Genomic DNA, 18,608 nt, shown 5'->3' with positions numbered 1-18,608 from the left:
CACTACCGTCCGCAAGATCCGGCTGTCCGGCCGGTTCCGCCCACCGGTCAGGACCGACGCAGGAAACTCACGATTCCCTCAGACATCCCTTGCGCCGCCTTCTGCCGCCAGGCTCCGCTGGTCAGCAGTGCCGCGTCCTTGCTATCGCGCATGTTGCCGCACTCGATGAACACCTTGGGAACCGTTGACAGATTGAGACCACCCAGGTCCGTACGCGTGACGAGACCGGTACCTTCGCCGAGGTAGTTGGAGGGCGGCTCACCGGTCTCGCGCAGGAAGGTGCCCGCGATGCGCACCCCGAGGTCGTGGGACGGGCCGACGATGGCGCGGGTGTCGGCGGCACCGGCGTGCACCGATCCCGGCAGGATGACGTGGAACCCGCGGTTGCCCTCGGCGGAGCCGTCGGCGTGGATCGAGATGGCCGCGTCCGCGCGCGCGGTGTTGCCGATCCGCGCCCGCTCGTCCACGCACGGACCCCAGGCCGGGCTGTCGCCGTCGCGGGTCAGCTTCACCGTCGCGCCCTGCTTCTCCAGGAGCGTGCGCAGCCGGTGGGCGACGTCGACGGTGAACTCGGCCTCGGTGTAACCGTCGTTGGTGGAGGTCCCGGTGGTGTCGCACTCCTTGCGGTTCGTGCCGATGTCCACCTGGCGGTTGATCTCGGCGGTGTGCCGGAAGTTGCCCGGGTTGTGCCCCGGGTCGATGACGACCACCTTCCCCTTGAGCGGCCCGGAGCCGCCCGGCTCGGCCGAGGGCGACTTCGACGGCGAGGCGGACACCTTGCCGTCGTCGCTCGGGGAGGAGGCCGGGGCCGAGGACGCCGGGGAGGACCCGGCGGCGGTGCTGGAGGCCTTCGTGGGGGAGGCCGTACGGTCCTCGCCGTCGGGCCCGCCGCCCACCGCCTCGTACACCAGCCAGCCGAGCAGCGCGCCGGGCACCAGCGCCGCGAGTGCCACGGTCAGCGGGCCGCGCCGGGTCCGGCGCTGCTGCGGGGGATCGAAGTCCGGTCCTGTGTACGACACGTCTGCGACTCTAACCGGAGCCTCAGATCCCCGCCCCCGTTCGCCGCAGGACACGCAGCGAGCCGGCCACCGCCACCTCCGTGAACGCCCCGGATTCCAGGGCCCGCAGGTACACCCGGTACGGAGCCTGGCCCGTGAACTCGTCCTCCGGATGGGGGAAGACGTCGTGGATGACCAGCAGGCCGCCCTCGGCCACGTGGGGGGCCCAGCCCTCGTAGTCGGCGCTCGCGTGCTCGTCGGTGTGGCCGCCGTCGATGAAGACGAGGCCGAGCGGGGAGTTCCAGATCTCCGCGATCTGCGGGGAGCGGCCGACGAGGGCGACGACGTGCTCCTCCAGGCCCGCCCGGAACAGCGTGCGCCGGAAGGCGGGCAGCGTGTCCATCAGCCCGATCTCGGGGTCGACCGTCTCCGGGTCGTGGTAGTCCCAGCCGGGCTGCTGCTCCTCGCTGCCCCGGTGGTGGTCGATGGTCAGTGCCGTGACGCCGGCCGCGCGGGCCGCGTCGGCGAGCAGCACGGTGGACCGGCCGCAGTACGTGCCGACCTCAAGCAGCGGCAGCCCGAGCCGCCCGGCGCCGACGGCGGCGTCGTAGAGGGCGAGCCCCTCGTCCAGGGGCATGAACCCCTTCGCCGCCTCGAACGCGGCCAGGATCTCGGGCTGGGGAGCGGCGGGCATGGGGCGCCTTTCGGTCGTACATCAATCCGACCGCCCATGCTGCCGCACCCCCCGCCACCCGGGTGACGGGGGGTGCGTGCAGCGCCCGGAAGGAGTGCGGCGAACGGCGCGGCAGCCCGCGCCGCAGCCGCAGTCGCAGCCGCGAGGGGCCATCGCGCGGCAACCCACGATGTAGCCGTAGCCGTAGCCGTAGCCGTAGCCGTAGCCGGAGCCGTAGCCGTAGCCGCGGCGGCATTCCGCAGTCGCAGTCGCAGCCGCGCGATGCCGTTGTGCGGTACCGCGCAGGAGCTAAGCGGTCACCGTCTCACCCGGCAGGGAGAGATCCAGGTCCACGGCCCGCTCCTCACCGGAGTGCGTGGCGGACGAGGCGAGCGGCGCATGGCCGGAGGCCGTCGCGGCGAGCACGTAGGCCCCCTCGCCCGGCACCGCCAGGACGTAGCTGCCGTCCGTGCCGGTGAGCGTCGCCCCCGCCTGCCGCCCCCGCCGGTCGATCAGCGTGACCTTGGCCCGCGCCACCGGGACGCCGTCGGCGCCCAGGACCCGTCCGCGGAAGCCCCGCAGTACCTCCTCGGCCCGCTCCAGTGCCGCGTCCTCCTCGCTGGCGGCCCGCAGCTGCGTGTGCTGCGCCGGGCGGGGGGCCTTCGGCAGGAAGACCGCCAGCAGCAGGCCCACCGCCACCGCGGCGGTCGCGATCAGGAACGAGACCCGGAAGCCGTGCATGGTCGGGATCTGGACGCCGCCGACGTCGTTCGCGGTGTTGGCCAGCACCATGCCGATGACGGCGCTCGACACCGAGGTGCCGATGGACCGCATCAGGGTGTTCAGACCGTTGGCCGCGCCGGTCTCCGAGGCCGGGACCGCGCCGACGATCAGCGCGGGCAGCGAGGAGTAGGCGAGGCCGATGCCGGCGCCGAGGATGACGGAGGTGACGATCGTCTGCCAGGCCGCGTCCATCAGGCCGAGGCCGCCGCCGTAGCCGAGCGCGATCACGAGCATGCCGATGATCAGGGTGACCTTGGGGCCGTAGCGCGCGGACAGGCGGGCGTAGACCGGCGCGGTGAACATCATGGTCAGGCCGAGCGGGGCCACGCACAGGCCCGCGACGACCATGGACTGGCCGAGGCCGTAGCCGGTGGCGGAGGGCAGCTGGAGCAGCTGGGGCAGGACGAGCGAGACGACGTAGAAGCTGACGCCGACCATGATCGAGGCGAGGTTGGTGAGCAGCACCTCGCGGCGTGCGGTGGTGCGCAGGTCGACCAGGGGTGCCTGGACGCGCAGCTCGTACAGACCCCACAGCAGCAGGACGACGACGGACGCGGCGAACAGGCCGAGCGTCGTACCCGACGACCAGCCCCAGTCGCTGCCCTTGGTGATGGGCAGCAGGAGCAGGACCAGGCCGGTGGAGAGGCCGAGCGCGCCGAGCAGGTCGAAGGAGCCCGCGGCGCGCATCGGGGACTCGGGCACGACGAGGAGCGTGAGCGCGATCGCGAGCGCGCCGAGGCCGGCGGCGCCGTAGAAGAGGGCGTGCCAGTCCGCGTGCTGGGCGACGAGGGCCGCGGCGGGCAGCGCGAGGCCGCCGCCGACGCCGATCGAAGAGCTCATCAGGGCCATGGCCGAGCCGAGCTTCTCGCGCGGCAGCATGTCGCGCATCAGGCCGATGCCGAGCGGGATCGCGCCCATGGCGAAGCCCTGGAGGGTGCGGCCCACGATCATGGTGAGCAGTTCGCTGGTGAGCGCGCTGACCAGGGCGCCGACCACCATGACGGCGAGGCTCAGGACGAGCATGCGGCGCTTGCCGTAGAGGTCGCCGAGCCGGCCCATGATCGGGGTGGCGACGGCGCCGGACAGCAGCGTCGAGGTGAGCACCCAGGTGGCGTTGCTCGGGGCGGTGTCCAGCAGCTGGGGCAGGTCCTTGATGACCGGCACGAGCAGGGTCTGCATCACCGCGACGACGATGCCCGCGAAGGCGAGCACCGGGACCACGGCCCCGCCTGCTCTCCGGGCGGGCTGGTCGGTCGTCGTGTCTGTCATGGGTTGAGGCCTTCCGCGTGTCATGGGTGCCGGGTAAACCTCGTATGCACAGGCAACTATTCCGTTGCTTCGGGCCCCTAATGAATTCTTGACCGATCCATGGGTTTCTGAGGGAGTGTCAGGGCGGGGGAGTGTTCCTGAGGGGTTGGGAGGAGTGCCGTCGCCGCCACGGTCCATCTCGGCCGACACGGTGTCAGGAGCCTTCACGGCCGCGGAGGGCTCGGCTATGCAGGGGAGGCCGGGCTGGAACGCGTTCTGGATCGGCCCGAGGCGACCCCGGTGCGGCCGACGGTGCGGACGTCCGCGCCGGCGTCTTCTGCCGTCATCGGCCGTCATGAGTCTTATGAGCCGTCATCAGCCGTCATCAGCCGTCATCGGCCGTCATGAGCCGTTGTGGGCCGTCGTACGCCGTCACCGCCCAGGAGCCGCACGTCCTGCCGAGCTTCGTCACCGTCGCCGGCCGAGCAGTGGGTGCGGGGCACGGTGGGCGCGGTCGAGCGGGGCGACGCGCCGGTCCTCGAGGATGCCGTCGCGGAGCACCTTTGAATCCGGCGTTCGCCGGGGCCAAGGCGCCGGGGCCGCGGCGCGGCCGGGGTCCGGGCATGGAAAAGGGGGGCGCCCGCATCGCGGGCACCCCCCTGCTCACTTACCGCCAGGCGCCTGCCTCGGCCGTCTCCTGGGCCGGCTTGCGGTGCCGGCCGTGCGGAGTCGTCTCGCTTTCCTGGGCCGCGACCGGGCCCCGGTGCCGGCCGTGGCCGGCGGTCTTCTGAGAGTCGGCAGACAGCTGCTCCGTCGTGCTGGTGTCGCTCATCGGACGTATTCACCCCGTCAACATGATCTTTCGTACAGCCGGGCGAGTTTAACCGGCGCACCACGGGCCGAATCCAGGCGCACACGCCAACCGGCACTACTTCGTTACAAGACGCCCCAGAGGCGCCTGCTGCAACGGCACGGGACGCGTCATCGGCGGTACGGCAGAAGCGAGTTCACCCGCTTCGCCCGTCGGCAGCGGCACTTCGGGTGCCGCCGGGACGACGGGTTGTGCCGCCGGGACGACGGGTTGCGTCGCCGGGTGAAGCGCTTCGGCAGGGTGGGGTGCCGGGTGGGGTGTACGGGGTGCGGTCGGTGCTGCCGGTGCGACCGGTGCCGGTGGTGTGCCGTCCCCCGCCGGCCCGGTGCCGGCGCTCGCCGCTTCTCCCGGTGCCGGCACCTGCGCCACGCCGCACGGAGTCGTCGAGGTGGCGTACGGCAGGCGCAGGACGCCGTCCGCCGTCCACAGCCCGGCGCCCGCCAGCCAGCCCTCGGGCGCCGGGAGGTGCCGCAGCCGCCGTTCGGCCGGCCGCCAGGTGCCCACCCAGCTGCCGAACGCCCCGTCGACACGCAGCGCCACCCCGCAGCTCTCCGGCACCAGCACCTGCCCCGGCTGGATCGCGAAGGGAGTCACCGTGCACTCCGGCACCCGCAGGCACTCCGGGAACCGCACCGGCAGGGTGCTGCCGAGCACGCCCCAGCCCAATCGTTCCTGCCCGGGCGACGGCGCGTCGGAGGAGATCAGCAGCAGTCCGCTGTCGGGATCGGCGAGCAGCAGCCGGTCGTCGCTGCCGTCCGCGATCTGCAGCAGCGGCGAGACCTCGCCGGCGCGCCCCAGGTCCACCACGACCGTCTTGGTACGGCCGCCCAGCTGCCGGTCGAGCGCCAGCAGCCGTCCGTCCCGGTCCAGCCAGACCCCGCCCGAACAGCGCCCCGGCACCTCCGCCAGCCGCTGCGGGCCGAACGCCCCGCCCGCCACCAGCCACACCGCACTGGAACGCGGGCCGGCGGCGAGGGCGTACGCCTTCGTGCCCCCCGGCGCCGGCGGCAGCAGCCCGAGCCGGGTGCCCGGCTCCGGGCACTCCACCGAGCCCAGCGGCAGTTCTCCGGTACCGGGCCCGGTCGGGTACAGCAGCGAGAAGGCGTGCCGCCCGTCCACCAGACGGTGGATCAGCACCCGCCCGTCGCCCATCGGCTGCACCCCGGTGCCGGGCTCCTCCGGCTGGTTGCCGGGCAGCGGCACCGCGTAGGGCTCCGGTCCGTCCAGGGTCCAGCGCTCCGGGAACCAGGAGTCACCCTCCCGCGCGAGCCGGGCCGCGTACGCGCCGTCCGCCGTGATCACGCATCCCGCACCCGGCGCGCCGTCGGCCCCCCTCGTGGAGGGGGGGTCGATCGCACAGACCGTCATCGTTCGGTCACCTCCGGCGACGAAGCTAGTTTTCGCACGCACAGGCGGGGGACCGGCCGTCCACCGCTTCACACGTACGGGTGGCGCAGAAGCGATTCACCAGAGGAAACCGGGGCTTGTGTGCTGACCGGGGCCAGACCGGGCCGATGCGGTACAGCCCCGCCGATCAGCCAGGTAGCCTTGCCCCGTGCCCCGTCTGTCTGAAGTCATCGCCGCGCTGGAGAACCTGTGGCCCGCCGAGCGGGCCGAGTCCTGGGACGCGGTCGGCACGGTGGTGGGCGACCCCGAGCAGCAGGTCACTCGGGTCCTGTTCGCCGTCGACCCCGTCCAGGCGATCGTCGACGAGGCGGTGCGGCTCGGCGCCGATCTGCTGGTCACCCACCACCCGCTCTACCTGCGCGGTACGACGACGGTCGCGGCCACGCACTTCAAGGGCCGGGTCGTGCACACGCTGATCAAGAACGACATCGCGCTGCACGTCGCCCACACCAACGCCGACACCGCCGACCCGGGCGTGTCCGACGCCCTCGCCGGCGCGCTGGACCTGCGGGTCGTACGCCCCCTCGTGCCGGACCCCACCGACCCGCACGGGTGCCGGGGCCTCGGCCGGGTGTGCGAGCTCGACCACCCCCTCACCGTCCGGGAACTGGCCGCCCGCGCCGCCGAGCGGCTGCCCGCCACCGCGCAGGGCATCCGGGTGGCCGGCGACCCCGAGGCCGTCGTCCGCACGGTCGCCGTCAGCGGCGGCTCCGGAGACAGCCTCTTCGACCGGGTCCGCGAGGCCGGCGTCGACGCCTTCCTCACCGCCGACCTGCGCCACCACCCGGCGTCGGAGGCGGTCGCCCACAGTCCGCTCGCGCTGCTCGACGCGGCGCACTGGGCCACCGAGTGGCCCTGGTGCGAGCTGGCCGCGAGCCAGCTGGACGAGATTTCCGACCGTCACGGCTGGGACCTGCGCGTCCACGTCTCCAAGACGGTCACCGACCCCTGGACCGCCCACGCGGCGTCCACCCCTACCGACTAACCCCTGGGAGCCCCCAACTGAACGCCGCGCCCGCCGACCAGATCCGACTCCTCGACGTCCAGGCCCTCGACGTCCGTCTCCAGCAGCTCGCGCACAAGCGGAGGTCGCTTCCCGAGCACGCCGAGATCGAGTCGCTGACCAAGGACCTCACGCAGCTGCGCGACCTGCTCGTGGCCGCGCAGACCGAGGAGAGCGACTGCGCCCGCGAGCAGACCAAGGCCGAGCAGGACGTCGACCAGGTGCGCCAGCGCGCCGCCCGCGACCAGCAGCGCCTGGACTCCGGCGCGGTCAGCTCGCCGAAGGACCTGTCCAACCTGCAGCACGAGATCGTCTCCCTCGCCAAGCGGCAGGGCGACCTGGAGGACGTCGTCCTGGAGGTCATGGAGCGCCGCGAGGCCGCGCAGGAGCGGGTGAACGAGCTGACCGAGCGGGTCTCCTCGGTGCAGTCGAAGATCGACGACGCCACCGGCCGCCGGGACGCGGCCTTCGAGGAGATCGACACCGAGACCGCCTCGGTCACGAAGGAGCGCGAGGTCGTCGCCGCCTCCGTGCCCGCCGAACTCCTGGGTCTCTACGACAAGCTGCGCCGGCAGCAGGGCGGCATCGGAGCGGCCAAGCTGTACGCCCGCACCTGCCAGGGCTGTCGGCAGGAGCTCGCCATCACCGAGCTGAACGAGATCCGCCGGGCCGCGCCGGACACCGTCGTGCGCTGCGAGAACTGCCGCCGGATCCTGGTGCGTACGGCCGAGTCGGGTCTGTAGGGGGCTTTCGGGGTGCGGGAGTTCATCGTCGAGGCCGACGGCGGGTCACGGGGCAACCCCGGGCCCGCGGGCTACGGCAGCGTGGTCCTCGACGCGGTGACGGGTGAGACCCTGGCGGAGGCGGCGGAGTACATCGGCGTCGCCACGAACAACGTCGCCGAGTACCGCGGCCTGCTGGCCGGGCTCCGCGCGGCGCACGCCCTCGACCCCGGTGCGGCGGTCCACGTCCGGATGGACTCCAAGCTCGTCGTCGAGCAGATGTCGGGCCGCTGGAAGATCAAGCACCCCGGCATGAAGCCGCTGGCGGCCGAGGCACGCACGGTCTTCCCGCCGGAGCAGGTCACCTACGAGTGGATCCCCCGCGAGCGGAACAAGCACGCGGACCGCTTGGCCAACGAGGCGATGGACGCGGGGGCGAAGGGCCGGCAGTGGTCGCCGTCGGCGTCCCGCGCGGACCTGGACACCCCCGCCGTGCCCGAGCCGTCGGGTCCGCCCGGGGACGCGGCGGCGGGCGCGGCGAAGGCCCGCGCGGCCCTGGCGGAGGGCCGGGCCGCGGCTCCGGTACGGCCCGCGGCTCCGGTACGGCCGGTGGCCGCCCCGGCCGCGGACGACGTCGAAGCGGAAGCGGTGCGTCAGGTCGAAGCGGAGGCGGCACGTCGGGCTGAAGCGGGGGCCGTGCGTCAGGTCGAAGCGGAGGCGGCACGTCAGGCCGAAGCCGAGGCGGCACGTCAGGCTGAAGCGGGGGCAGCACGTCAGTCCGAAGCCGAGGCGGCACGTCAGGCCGAGGCGGGGGCAGCACGTCAGTCCGAAGCGGAAGCGGTGCGTCGGACGGAGGCCGCCGCGGGTGGTCGTACCGCCGGGGCGGCGTCCGTCCCGCGGGGCGCGGCACCCGCCGGGGAGCGGCCCGCCGGCCCCGACGGCGCGGCCCCGGGCGAGCAGCGCACCAGTGCGCCCGGCTGGAGCGCCGCCCCCGACCTCGGCGCCCCCGCCACCCTGGTCCTGCTGCGCCACGGCGAGACCCCGCTGACCCCCCAGAAGCGCTTCTCCGGCAGCGGCGGCACCGACCCGTCCCTGTCCGCCGCCGGCCGGGCACAGGCGCAGCGCGTCGCCGCGGCCCTGGCCAGGCGGGGCACCGTCCAGGCCGTCGTCACCTCCCCCCTCGCCCGCACCCGCGAAACCGCCGCCATCGTCGCCGGCCGCCTCGGCCTGGACGTCACCGTCGAGGACGGCCTGCGTGAAACGGACTTCGGCGCCTGGGAGGGCCTCACCTTCGGCGAGGTCCGCGAGCGCTACCCGGCCGACCTGAACGCCTGGCTCGCCGACCCGGAGGCCCACCCCACCGGCGGCGGCGAGAGTTTCGCCGAGACGGCCACCCGGATCGCCGCCACCCGCGACAAGCTGGTCGCGGCGCACGCCGGCCGCACGGTCCTGCTGGTCACCCACGTCACGCCGATCAAGACCCTGGTCCGTCTCGCGCTCGGCGCCCCGCCCGCGGCGCTGTTCCGGATGGAACTGTCGGCGGCCTCCCTGTCGGCGGTGGCGTACTACGCCGACGGCAACGCGAGCGTACGGCTCTTCAACGACACGTCCCACCTGCGGGGCTGAGCCCGGCCGCGGCCCGCGCCAGCTCCTCGATCCGGCCCCAGTCCCCGGCGGCCACCGCCTCCGCCGGGACCATCCAGCTGCCGCCCACACAGCCGACGTTGGGCAGCGCCAGGTACTCCGGCGCGGTCCGCGGGCCGATCCCGCCGGTCGGACAGAACCGGGCCTGCGGCAACGGACCGGCGAGCGACTTCAGATAAGCCGTACCGCCCGCCGCCTGCGCCGGGAAGAACTTCATCTCCCGCACCCCGCGCTCCAGCAGCGCGACGACCTCCGAGGTGGTCGACACCCCCGGCAGGAACGGCACCCCGGCCCCGCGCATCGCCGTCAGCAGGGCCTCCGTCCAGCCGGGGCTGACCAGGAAGCGCGCCCCGGCCGCCACGCACGCGCCCACCTGCTCCGGCGTGATCACCGTGCCCGCCCCGACCACGGCCCCGGGAACCTCGGCGGCGATCGCCCGTATCGCGTCCAGCGCGGCCGGGGTCCGCAAGGTCACCTCGACCGCCGGCAGCCCGCCCGCCACCAGCGCCCGCGCCAGCGGGACGGCGTCGGCCGCGTCGGCCAGCACCACCACGGGGACGACGGGCGCGAGGTCCAGCACGGAGGCGGCCGGGAAGGAGGGCAGCGGCGAGGTCATGCCCTCATCGTGCCCAGCCCCCGCACCACTCGCAATGAGCGTTGCGCATGCTGCAACGCATGGGGGCGCCGGTCGTGCCCGTCCTCAGTGCACCTCGTCCACCAGCACGTCCAGCGACCAGGCCTTGCCCGCCCTGCCCGGCGCCTCCGCCTCCACGGCGTACCCCAGCTCCCGCAGCGCCTCCACCAGCTCAGCGGGGTCCCGCGGCGCGTTCCCGGACGTCAGCAGGCCGCGGACGATCCGCCCCTTGGTCGCCTTGTTGAAGTGGCTCACGACCTTCCGCGTCGGCGCGTGCAGCACCCGCACGGTCGCCGTCCGCCCCGCCACCTCGCCCTTCGGCCGCCAGGCCGCCGCGTAGGCGGAGGACCGCAGATCCAGCACCAGTCCCTCGCCGGCCGCCTCCGGCAGCACCTCGGCCATCGGCGCCCGCCAGTGCCCGGCCAGCGCCCCGAGCCCCGGCAGCTTCACCCCCATCGAGCAGCGGTAGGAGGGGATCGGGTCCGTCACCCGCAGGGCACCCCACAGCCCCGAGAAGACCAGCAGCGACTCCGCCGCGCGCCGCCGGGCCGCCGCGTCCAGTGTGGCCAGGCCGAGGGCGTCGTACAGGACACCGGTGTAGATCTCCCCGGCGGGGCGGGTGCCGGCCGTGCGCAGCCCGGCGTTCTTCGCCACCTCGCCGCGCAGCCCCTCGCTCAGCCCGAGCACCTCGCGGGCCTTGCCCTCGTCGCCGGAACACAGCTCGACCAGCTCCCCGAGCACGGCCTCCCGCGCGGCGGTCAGCCCCGGCAGGGACAGCGACCGGAGCTCCAGCGGGGCACCCTCGCCCGAGTTCGCCTTGCCTTCGGAGGGCGGCAGCAGGACCAGCAACACGTACTCCTTACGTAGACCTCCGCGCCAGGGTACGGCGTACCACCCGCCCGCCCCCGACCCGCGCGCCCCGCAGCCCGGTCGCCCCGGCCCGGCCCCGGCATGGATGCGGGGCATCCGCGCGTTGCACCCTGAACAGGCGGTACGGCACGGGGGGAGTCGTCATGGGGGAACAGGCACGGTGGACGCGCGCCCGGCTGGGCCGCTGCGGGCCTCCGCTCGACATGCTCACCGCCAGCTTCCGCCGGCACGTCTACGCCCCGCACGCGCACGAGGAGTACACGATCGGCGTCTGCGTCGGCGGCTCCGAGATCATCGACTACCGGGGCGGCCGCATCCGCACCGGGCCCGGCACGATCGTCGTCCTGGAACCCGGCGAGACGCACACCGGCGGCCCCGGCAACGCCACCGACGGCTACGCCTACCGGGCCCTGTACGCCGAGCCGTCCCTGCTGGCCGACGGCACCCTCGGCGGCCTCCCGCACTTCCGTGAACCGGTCCTCGACGACCCCGCGCTGGCCCGCGCCCTGCGCACCGCCCACACCGAACTCAGCGCCTGCCCCGACCCGCTGGAGACCGAGTCGGTCCTGCCCTGGCTGCTGACCGCCCTGGCCCACCGCCACTCCGCGGCACGGCCGGCCCCCGGCCGCGTCCCCGGCGCGGACGCCATAGCCCGCACGGTCCGCGACCGGCTGGCCGGCGAACTCACCGACCCGCCCTCCCTCGCCCTGCTCGCCACCGACCTCGGTCTGTCCCGCTACCAGCTCCTGCGCGCCTTCCGCACGACGATGGGCCTGCCCCCCTACGCCTGGCTCGCCCAGTACCGGGTGGCCAGGGCGCGCCACCTGCTGGAGACCGGTCTGCGCCCGGCCGACATCGCCCCCCTCGTCGGCTTCGCCGACCAGGCGCACCTGACCCGCTGGTTCCGCCGGGTGCTCGGGGTGACGCCGGCGGCCTACCGCAACAGCGTTCAAGACACCCCTTGAGGCGGCGGCCGAGACTCACCGCATGACTGCACGCGGCTGGTTCCTGTTCTCCCTGATGGGAGTGGTCTGGGGCATCCCCTATCTGATGATCAAGGTGGCGGTGGACGCGGTGTCCCCGCCGGTGGTGGTGTTCACGCGCTGTGCGCTCGGCGCGGTCCTGCTGCTCCCCTTCGCCCTCCGCCAGGGCGGCTTCGCCACGACCGTACGGGTCCACTGGCGCCCCCTGCTGGCCTTCGCGTGCCTGGAGATCATCGGCCCCTGGTTCACCCTCACCGACGCCGAACGGCACCTCTCCAGCTCGACGGCGGGCCTGCTCATCGCCGGAGTGCCGATCGTGGGCGTGATCGCGGCCCGCCTCCTGGGCGACACGGAACACCTGGGCGTCCGCCGGACCGCCGGTCTGGTCCTGGGCCTCGCCGGCGTGGCGGTCCTCACCCTCCCGCACCTCACCGGCGGGGACACCCGCTCGCTGGCCGAGGTCCTGCTGACCGTCCTCGGCTACGCCACGGCCCCCCTCATCGCCGCGCGCCGCCTCAAGGAGGTTCCCTCCCTCCACCTGACGGCCGCCTGCCTCACCCTGGCCGCCCTGGTCTACGCCCCCGCGGCCGTCCTGGTCCGGCCGTCCGCCGTCCCCGCCCCCACCGTCCTGGCCGCGCTGACCGGCCTCGGGGTGATCTGCACGGCGGTGGCCTTCGTGGCCTTCCTGGAGCTGATCAAGGAGGTCGGCCCGACCCGTTCCACGGTCATCACCTACGTCAACCCGGCGGTCGCGGTGACGGCGGGCGCCCTCTTCCTCGACGAGCCGCTCACCCTTCCCGTCCTGGCCGCCTTCGCGCTCATCCTGGCGGGCTCGGTCCTGGCGACGGCCACCGGTCCACGGCGGCGCGGTCGCCCGGTACCATGGTCCACACGGCAGACGAGCCGGGCGGACGGCCGCGTGGAGTCCCCCTAGGGGGCTTCCCGAGGAACGTCCGGGCTCCACAGGGCAGGGTGGTGGCTAACGGCCACCCGGGGTGACCCGCGGGACAGTGCCACAGAAAGCAAACCGCCCAGCACCTCGGTGCTGGGTAAGGGTGAAACGGTGGTGTAAGAGACCACCAGTGCCCAGGGTGACCTGGGCAGCTAGGTAAACCCCACCCGGAGCAAGGTCAAGAGGGGCGCCGTCACAAGCGCCCTGCGCGGACGTTCGAGGGCTGCCCGCCCGAGTCCGCGGGTAGACCGCACGAGGCCGGCGGCAACGCCGGCCCTAGATGGATGGCCGTCGCCGGCGGGCCCGCGAGGACCCACCGGAACAGAACCCGGCGTACAGCCCGACTCGTCTGCCGCTTAGGGCTTCTGGCCAGCGAAAACGCAGGTCAGGGGCCCTTTGTCGCGTGCTGGCGGGCCTCGCTGCCCTCTGGTCCGCACTGGTGCGAACGGGATCGCACGGCGACGTACGCAGCCATGAAAGCAGCCAAGCCTCGGGCGCCGGAGCTGGGCGACGTGATCGTCATATGAAGAGTGCGCCGTCGTGGAGGTACAGCGGGTGGCCCGCGTCCAGTGCCTGCAGAGCGTGCTCGAACCGGCGCCGGGTGCGGTCACGGAGGCGACCGGCGGCTTCGGTGGCCGTGACGAAGGCGGCTTCGGACAGCTCGTCGTCCCGTGGCCGTAGCCGGCCGGCCTGCTCCTCGTCCAGGGTGCCGCCGTCGAAGATGAACGCGAGCTGATCGTCCCAGGGACCGTGCGGGGCCACCCAGTCCACCACCAGCAGACTGTGCAGCGTGACACGTAGGCCGAGTTCCTCCATCAGTTCACGGCGTACGGTGTCCTCTGGCGGCTCGTTGGCCTCCGCCATCCCGCCGGGCAGATCCCATCCCGGTTTGTAGGTGGGGTTCACCAGGAGCACACGGCCGGACGGGTCCCGCAGCAGCACATCGGCCGCCACGCGCTTGCGGGCCTGCTTGGCGTTGCCCTCCGCGAGGTACGCGTTCCACGCGTCGGTGTCGGCGGGATCGGGTGTCGTGGGCCTCATGCGGTGGTGCCTCCCGGGGGTGGCGGAATCAGATCGGCCAGCAGGAGCATTCTGGCGCGGCGTGCATCATTGAACCGAACCAGGTACTCCCGGACCGGCCGGTACCCCCGGTGCGGCTCCAGCAGCCGTCGTAGCCCGTCAAGCTGCTGCACCACCCGGACCGAGCCGAGGGTCGGGCTCGTACTGAGCAGGTCGTGGCCGACGCTCACCGCAGCGTCCAGGTCACCTCGGCGCACGTGGATGTCCACCAGCATGATCCGGCTGAGGGCCAGGGACCGCGCCCGCCCCGCCTCGCGCAGCGCAACAGCTTGTTCGGCGTGCGACAGGGCATCGTCGTACTGCTCCAGGTCACGCAGGACCAGAGCTGACTCGCTGGCCAGCGCGGCGGCGTCGAACGGGCTCAGCCACGGGTGATCAGCAGCGGACGAAGCCTCCAGGTCGCGGTGCGCGGCCTCCAGCGCGTGGGTGGCCGGGGTGCGCTGAGACGCGACCGCCAGTGCACGGCCCTGCATGGTGTGCAGCCGCGCCGTCAGCGCGGGAATCCGAGGCCCCTGCGCGGCGAGGTCGAGCCCGGTCCGCGCCCAGCCGACGGCCCTGGCCGCATCCCCGGTCTCAAGGGCGAGGTGGCTGCTGCTCGCTGCGACGTGCGCGGCCAATGGGAGATCACCAGAGGTGCGGGCCAGAGGGAGAGCGCGGGCGAAGTGCCGGGCCGCGCGGTCGTCATGACCGGAGTCGTGGGCCATCCAGCCCGCCATCTCGGTCAGCGCGGCTGCGGCGGCGAACACCTGCGGACCGCTGCCGATGTCGACCAGCCGGGGCGCCACCCGGTCCGACAGGTGCCGGACGACAGCCCCGTACAACCTGCCGCCGCCGGTCTGCCGGTCAGCGCTGCGGAAGTGATCCATCGCCACCAGGTCGTCACCGTCGGGCGGAGGCCGGTCCGTCCGCTCGTGCTCGGCGGTCGCCGGCGCGGGCTCCCACGAGCGTCGAGCCAGCCCCAGTAGATGGCCAGGGATGTGGAAGGCGTCGGCGATCTGCTCGAACAGGGTCAGCTTCTCCACCCGGCTCTTGCCGTTCATGTAGTCGTACAGCCGCCCCTGCGTGATGTCGACGGCGGCAGCGATGCGCCGCGTACTGACACCGCGCGCATTGAGCAACCGGAACACAGCGCCCATGTCCCGCTCGGCGCATGCACGGAGCAGACGTTCATCCCCGAGCAGACCGGCGACGACCTCACACGGATCCGGTGACAGACGGTCCATCTGCAACTCCCCCGGGTAGCGAATGGAACCGATGCTAAGGCCAACCCCGCTGACCTGACTCCGCGTTGGAGTCACCTTCTGGAGTCTCCCCATCCCCTTCTCGGCGCGTTGACTGTCAGCCGCCGGGAGGCGCACCCGTGAACGCACCTCGGCGCCGCCCCGCCCGCAGGCTTCTCCCCCGAGGCACGCGGGCGGGGCCTCCCCCCAGCCGCCCAGACCAAGGCGTGACGATGACCATGACCAACGAGCGAGTGAGACCAGGCCAATACCCGCGCCAGAGCGCCACCCTGGCGAGCGAGGCCGCCGCTGTTCCGGTGGCGCGTCAGATAGTCCGGGAGGCATGCGCGGAGTGGGGCATGGACCAGGATGCCGTAGAGACCGGCACGCTCCTGATCTCCGAAATCGTCACCAATGCAGTCCGCCACGGTCGCTCTCACAGCGTCCGGGTGATCGCCGAGCAGCCGCGCTCCGACCGGCTCCGCGTCGCCGTGGTCGACAAGTCCCGCCGCATGCCCGAGCTGAACATCGTTGGACCAGACGCCATCGGCGGCCGTGGTCTCCTCCTGGTCGACGCCCTCTCCGACCGCTGGGGAACCGATCTCTTTCCCTGGGGTAAGCGCGTCTGGGCCGAGATCGCGATCAAGGTCGGCGACCAATGACCGGCCGCCACCGCATGCTGCAAGCCGACGGGGTAACCGCCGGCACAGGGCTCCTGGGAGCCGTCGCCGTTGGGCTCGGGCTGGTGGTGTCCATGGTCTTCGACGAAGTCCACACGGATTCTGCCCCGAATACCTACTCCGTTCCCGACAAGGAGCCGCACGTGGCGACTCTCGCCACACCGGACCGCCCCCATAGCCGTCCCTGGCCGGTGTGCGCAGCGGTCCCTCAAACGCGAGGGGGACCGCAACGGCCGCCCGCCCTGTCTCCTGGGGCGGATGGCCCAACTACTGCCCCAGCCGGGGCACAACGCTCGTTCACATCCACTGCCCCGGCCGAGCCCCTCTCGCCGTCCGGAAGCTCCGGGCGGCGGCTGCCACTGTCGGATCACCTGAGAGACGAGGAGACTCATGCAACAGCCCCTGACATCACTGGACCAGGTCAAGCCCTGGGGACTCGGACGCATGCGGCCCTACCCGACTGCGGCCGTCCTCTCCGCCGCCCGGCCCGTCCTCGACCCGCACACGCAGGTCCCCGCGTGGGTCGGCCCCGACAGCGCACCGCTGACGGCGGAGGCCAAGCACAAGCGGTCGGAGACGTCGCAGGAGACGAGCACGAAGACCAGCCTGGACGGCACCCCGGACCAGGGCAGCGACCAGAACGGGGACTCTGACTGATGGCTGTGGGTGGGCCGCCCGTCCTCGTCGTCACGCGCCTGGACGACACGACCGCGGATGAAGTGATCACCGAACTGAACCGGCGTCGCGTGCCAGTGGTTCGCCTGGACCCCGGCGACTTCCCCCGCGAGGTGACTCTGTCCGGCACCTTCGACAGCATGGGGACCGGCGGCACTCTCGCCACCGCGTCCCGGAGCATCGACCTGGGGAACGTCCGCTCGGCGTACTGGCGGCGGCCCACCCCCTACACCGCCGACCTTGCCATGGACGAGCAGACCGGCCGATGGGCCGTCGAAGAAGCCTTGCTACGGGCTCGGCGGCATCCTCGCTGCTCTCGCCGGCGCGCACTACCTGAACCACCCATGGCGCAACCGGGACGCCGAGTACAAGCCGGCACAACTGGCCACGGCTGCCGCCTGCGGCTTCACCGTGCCACCCACGCTCATCACGAACGACCCCGACCGCGCCCGCGCCTTCGCCGCCGAACATGGGCCGGTCATCTACAAGCCGCTCAGGCAAACCGAGTACACCGACGACACCGGCCGCGCGCTGACCGTCTGGATCGAGGACGTCACGCCAGGCCAGATCGACAACCATCTACGCCACACCGCGCACCTGTTTCAGCAGCGCGTCCGCAAGTCCGCCGACGTCCGCCTCACCGCCGTTGGCGACCACCTCACCGCCGTCCGCATCGACGGTTCACCCGGCGTGGACTGGCGCCGTCATTACGACCGACTCACCTACACACCCGTGCCCGTCCCCCCGGCCATCGTCAAAGGCGTGCGCGCCTACCTCGATGCTTTCGGACTCACCTTCGGCGCCTTCGACTTCGGTCTGGACCGTGAGGGCGTCTGGCACTGGTATGAGTGCAACCCCAATGGTCAATGGGCCTGGTTCCCAGGCCACATCACTGCTCCCATCAAGCACGCCATCGCCGACCGCCTACAGCACGGAGCCCTCGCATGACCGACCCCGCCGAGCTGCGCCGCCAACTCGCCGCCGCCGTCCCCGTGGACGACCCGGCATGGCGCACAGCCCTCGAAACGGTGCCCGCGAACTCTTCCTTAGCAACGGCCTGTTCCAGTTCGACGGCCGCCAGTGGACCCCCGTGCACCGTGACCGGACCGATCCCGGAAAGTGGCTGGGGCTCGTTTACCAGGACACCACCTGGGTCACCCAGGTCGACGGCACCACCGCCGTCGACGCCACCGGACCCGTCACCGGCCGCCCCACCTCGTCCGGCACGCTGCCCTCCCTGATCGTGCGCATGCTCGACGTCGCCGGGATCAGCGAGGGTCACAAGGTGCTGGAGATCGGCACCGGTACGGGCTATTCCACCGCCATCCTGTGCAGCCGCCTCGGCGACAACAACGTGTACTCCATCGAGTACGACCCGGGCCTGGCCGCCGCGGCGGCCGACCACATCCACGCCGCCGGGTATCACCCCACGCTGATCACCGGCGACGGCCTAGCCGGGCACGAGGACGACGCCGAATACGACCACATCGTGGCCACCTGCGCCGTCCGCCACATCCCCCCAGCCTTGCTGTACCAAGTGCGCGCCGGCGGAACCATCACCACAACCATCAGCGGATGGATGCTCGCCTCCGGACTCGTCCGCCTCACCGTCCAGGACGACGGCACCGCCACAGGCCGCTTCCACCCCGACGAGATCGGCTACATGCTCGCCCGCCCCCACGAACGCCCTCCCCGACCCACCTTCCGCCAGTATCCCGGCCACACCCGCGCCACCCGCGTGAACCCCGCACTCCTGGACGACTGGACCGGGCAGTTCCTCGCTCAGCTCGCCGCACCGTCCGCCGAACTCATGACCACCGGCACGGGCGTGATCCTCGTGGACGTCGCCACCGGATCACAGGCGTGGACCGAACCGGACGGATACGGCTGGACGGTGCACCAGCACGGCCCTCTTCGTCTCTGGGATCAGGTGGAAGACGCTCTCACTGCCTGGCTGGACGCGGGCTCACCCCCACACTCCGACCTCGGCCTGACCGTGGACCCGGACGGTACCCAACAGGTGTGGCTCGGAGCACCCGACGGCCGCTCCTGGAACCTGCCGGTCTGACCCACCGATCGCAAGAGCGTCCGTCACAAGCTGGGGGCGGGTACCGTCCGGACGGCACCGGGGCTGGGGCCACTCGTTACGCAGCCAACAAGGTAGC

The 18,608-nt window shown here is 72.7% G+C and carries 17 protein-coding genes, 1 other RNA gene and 2 pseudogenes; 11 read left to right on the top strand and 9 right to left on the bottom strand.

Features of this window, described 5'->3' with window-relative positions; translation table 11 throughout:
- Nucleotides 1-47 precede the first annotated feature (47 nt).
- The 5 genes from ABZ576_RS01910 to ABZ576_RS01890 form a co-directional block, all read right to left on the bottom strand.
- Nucleotides 48-1,019: an N-acetylmuramoyl-L-alanine amidase gene (locus ABZ576_RS01910; RefSeq protein WP_360734702.1), complete on the bottom strand. Its 972-nt coding sequence runs from the start codon at nt 1,017-1,019 to the stop codon at nt 48-50.
- A gap of 22 nt (nt 1,020-1,041) precedes the next feature.
- Nucleotides 1,042-1,692 (bottom strand): class I SAM-dependent methyltransferase, encoded by a 651-nt coding sequence (locus tag ABZ576_RS01905; RefSeq protein WP_360734700.1) that lies wholly within the window; start codon nt 1,690-1,692, stop codon nt 1,042-1,044.
- 288 nt (nt 1,693-1,980) lie between these two features.
- Nucleotides 1,981-3,723: an MFS transporter gene (locus tag ABZ576_RS01900; RefSeq protein WP_360734698.1), complete on the bottom strand. Its 1,743-nt coding sequence runs from the start codon at nt 3,721-3,723 to the stop codon at nt 1,981-1,983.
- 646 nt (nt 3,724-4,369) lie between these two features.
- Complete coding sequence (locus ABZ576_RS01895) at nt 4,370-4,534, bottom strand: hypothetical protein (RefSeq protein WP_360734696.1); 165 nt, start codon at nt 4,532-4,534, stop codon at nt 4,370-4,372.
- A gap of 96 nt (nt 4,535-4,630) precedes the next feature.
- A complete protein-coding gene (locus tag ABZ576_RS01890) occupies nt 4,631-5,941 on the bottom strand; it encodes a hypothetical protein (RefSeq protein ID WP_360734694.1) in 1,311 nt (436 codons plus the stop codon).
- 187 nt (nt 5,942-6,128) lie between these two features.
- On the opposite strand from ABZ576_RS01890, the gene ABZ576_RS01885 reads away from it, so the two are divergent.
- From ABZ576_RS01885 to ABZ576_RS01875, 3 genes are read left to right on the top strand one after another with little or no spacing between them, the layout of a single operon-like run.
- A complete protein-coding gene (locus tag ABZ576_RS01885; RefSeq protein ID WP_360734692.1) occupies nt 6,129-6,965 on the top strand; it encodes a Nif3-like dinuclear metal center hexameric protein in 837 nt (278 codons plus the stop codon).
- A 17-nt stretch (nt 6,966-6,982) separates the two neighbouring features.
- Complete coding sequence (locus ABZ576_RS01880; RefSeq protein ID WP_360735493.1) at nt 6,983-7,726, top strand: C4-type zinc ribbon domain-containing protein; 744 nt, start codon at nt 6,983-6,985, stop codon at nt 7,724-7,726.
- Nucleotides 7,727-7,738: 12 nt separating this feature from the next.
- Nucleotides 7,739-9,331, top strand: a complete 1,593-nt coding sequence (locus ABZ576_RS01875) for a bifunctional RNase H/acid phosphatase (RefSeq protein WP_360734691.1) — start codon at nt 7,739-7,741, stop codon at nt 9,329-9,331.
- Here ABZ576_RS01875 and eda read toward each other — a convergent pair.
- Both eda and yaaA read right to left on the bottom strand, forming a co-directional pair.
- Nucleotides 9,303-9,965, bottom strand: coding sequence for a bifunctional 4-hydroxy-2-oxoglutarate aldolase/2-dehydro-3-deoxy-phosphogluconate aldolase (eda, locus tag ABZ576_RS01870; protein WP_360734688.1), 663 nt, complete (start codon nt 9,963-9,965; stop codon nt 9,303-9,305). The two genes, ABZ576_RS01875 and eda, sit on opposite strands and share 29 nt — an antisense overlap.
- Nucleotides 9,966-10,049: 84 nt before the next feature.
- Entirely contained in the window at nt 10,050-10,832 is a 783-nt protein-coding gene (gene yaaA, locus ABZ576_RS01865; RefSeq protein WP_360734685.1) for a peroxide stress protein YaaA, read from the bottom strand.
- A 164-nt stretch (nt 10,833-10,996) separates the two neighbouring features.
- Here yaaA and ABZ576_RS01860 point away from each other — a divergent pair, with 164 nt between their 5' ends.
- From ABZ576_RS01860 to rnpB, 3 genes and pseudogenes are all read left to right on the top strand, one after another.
- On the top strand, nt 10,997-11,818 hold the full coding sequence (locus tag ABZ576_RS01860) for an AraC family transcriptional regulator (protein ID WP_360734682.1): 822 nt from the start codon (nt 10,997-10,999) through the stop codon (nt 11,816-11,818).
- A 22-nt stretch (nt 11,819-11,840) separates the two neighbouring features.
- A pseudogene (locus ABZ576_RS01855) lies at nt 11,841-12,620 on the top strand (EamA family transporter); the annotation flags it as partial.
- A 115-nt stretch (nt 12,621-12,735) separates the two neighbouring features.
- Nucleotides 12,736-13,140: RNase P RNA component class A (gene rnpB, locus ABZ576_RS01850), an RNA gene on the top strand.
- A 167-nt stretch (nt 13,141-13,307) separates the two neighbouring features.
- On the opposite strand, the gene ABZ576_RS01845 is transcribed toward rnpB, so the two are convergent.
- Nucleotides 13,308-13,829 (bottom strand): NUDIX hydrolase, encoded by a 522-nt coding sequence (locus ABZ576_RS01845; protein ID WP_360734679.1) that lies wholly within the window; start codon nt 13,827-13,829, stop codon nt 13,308-13,310.
- Nucleotides 13,826-15,091, bottom strand: a complete 1,266-nt coding sequence (locus tag ABZ576_RS01840; RefSeq protein ID WP_360734676.1) for an XRE family transcriptional regulator — start codon at nt 15,089-15,091, stop codon at nt 13,826-13,828. The genes ABZ576_RS01845 and ABZ576_RS01840 overlap by 4 nt, the downstream gene beginning before the upstream one ends.
- Before the next feature lie 230 nt (nt 15,092-15,321).
- Between ABZ576_RS01840 and ABZ576_RS01835 the strand changes: the two genes are divergently transcribed.
- From ABZ576_RS01835 to tgmC, 5 genes and pseudogenes are all read left to right on the top strand, one after another.
- On the top strand, nt 15,322-15,750 hold the full coding sequence (locus tag ABZ576_RS01835) for an ATP-binding protein (RefSeq protein WP_360734674.1): 429 nt from the start codon (nt 15,322-15,324) through the stop codon (nt 15,748-15,750).
- Between the two features lie 408 nt (nt 15,751-16,158).
- Nucleotides 16,159-16,425 carry a putative ATP-grasp-modified RiPP gene (tgmA, locus tag ABZ576_RS01830; RefSeq protein ID WP_360734671.1) on the top strand — a complete coding sequence of 89 codons (267 nt, stop codon included), beginning with the start codon at nt 16,159-16,161 and terminating at the stop codon, nt 16,423-16,425.
- A pseudogene (locus ABZ576_RS01825) lies at nt 16,425-16,667 on the top strand (MvdC/MvdD family ATP grasp protein); the annotation flags it as partial. The gene tgmA and the pseudogene ABZ576_RS01825, both read left to right, overlap by 1 nt.
- A 16-nt stretch (nt 16,668-16,683) precedes the next feature.
- Nucleotides 16,684-17,391 carry a hypothetical protein gene (locus tag ABZ576_RS01820; protein WP_360734669.1) on the top strand — a complete coding sequence of 236 codons (708 nt, stop codon included), beginning with the start codon at nt 16,684-16,686 and terminating at the stop codon, nt 17,389-17,391.
- A 58-nt stretch (nt 17,392-17,449) separates the two neighbouring features.
- A complete protein-coding gene (gene tgmC, locus ABZ576_RS01815) occupies nt 17,450-18,511 on the top strand; it encodes an ATP-grasp peptide maturase system methyltransferase (protein ID WP_360734668.1) in 1,062 nt (353 codons plus the stop codon).
- Nucleotides 18,512-18,608: the final 97 nt, after the last annotated feature.

Origin of the sequence: Streptomyces sp. NPDC013455 (genome assembly GCF_040632975.1) — a bacterium.
GTDB lineage: Bacteria > Actinomycetota > Actinomycetes > Streptomycetales > Streptomycetaceae > Streptomyces.
This window is presented reverse-complemented; position numbering and strand designations above follow the sequence as displayed.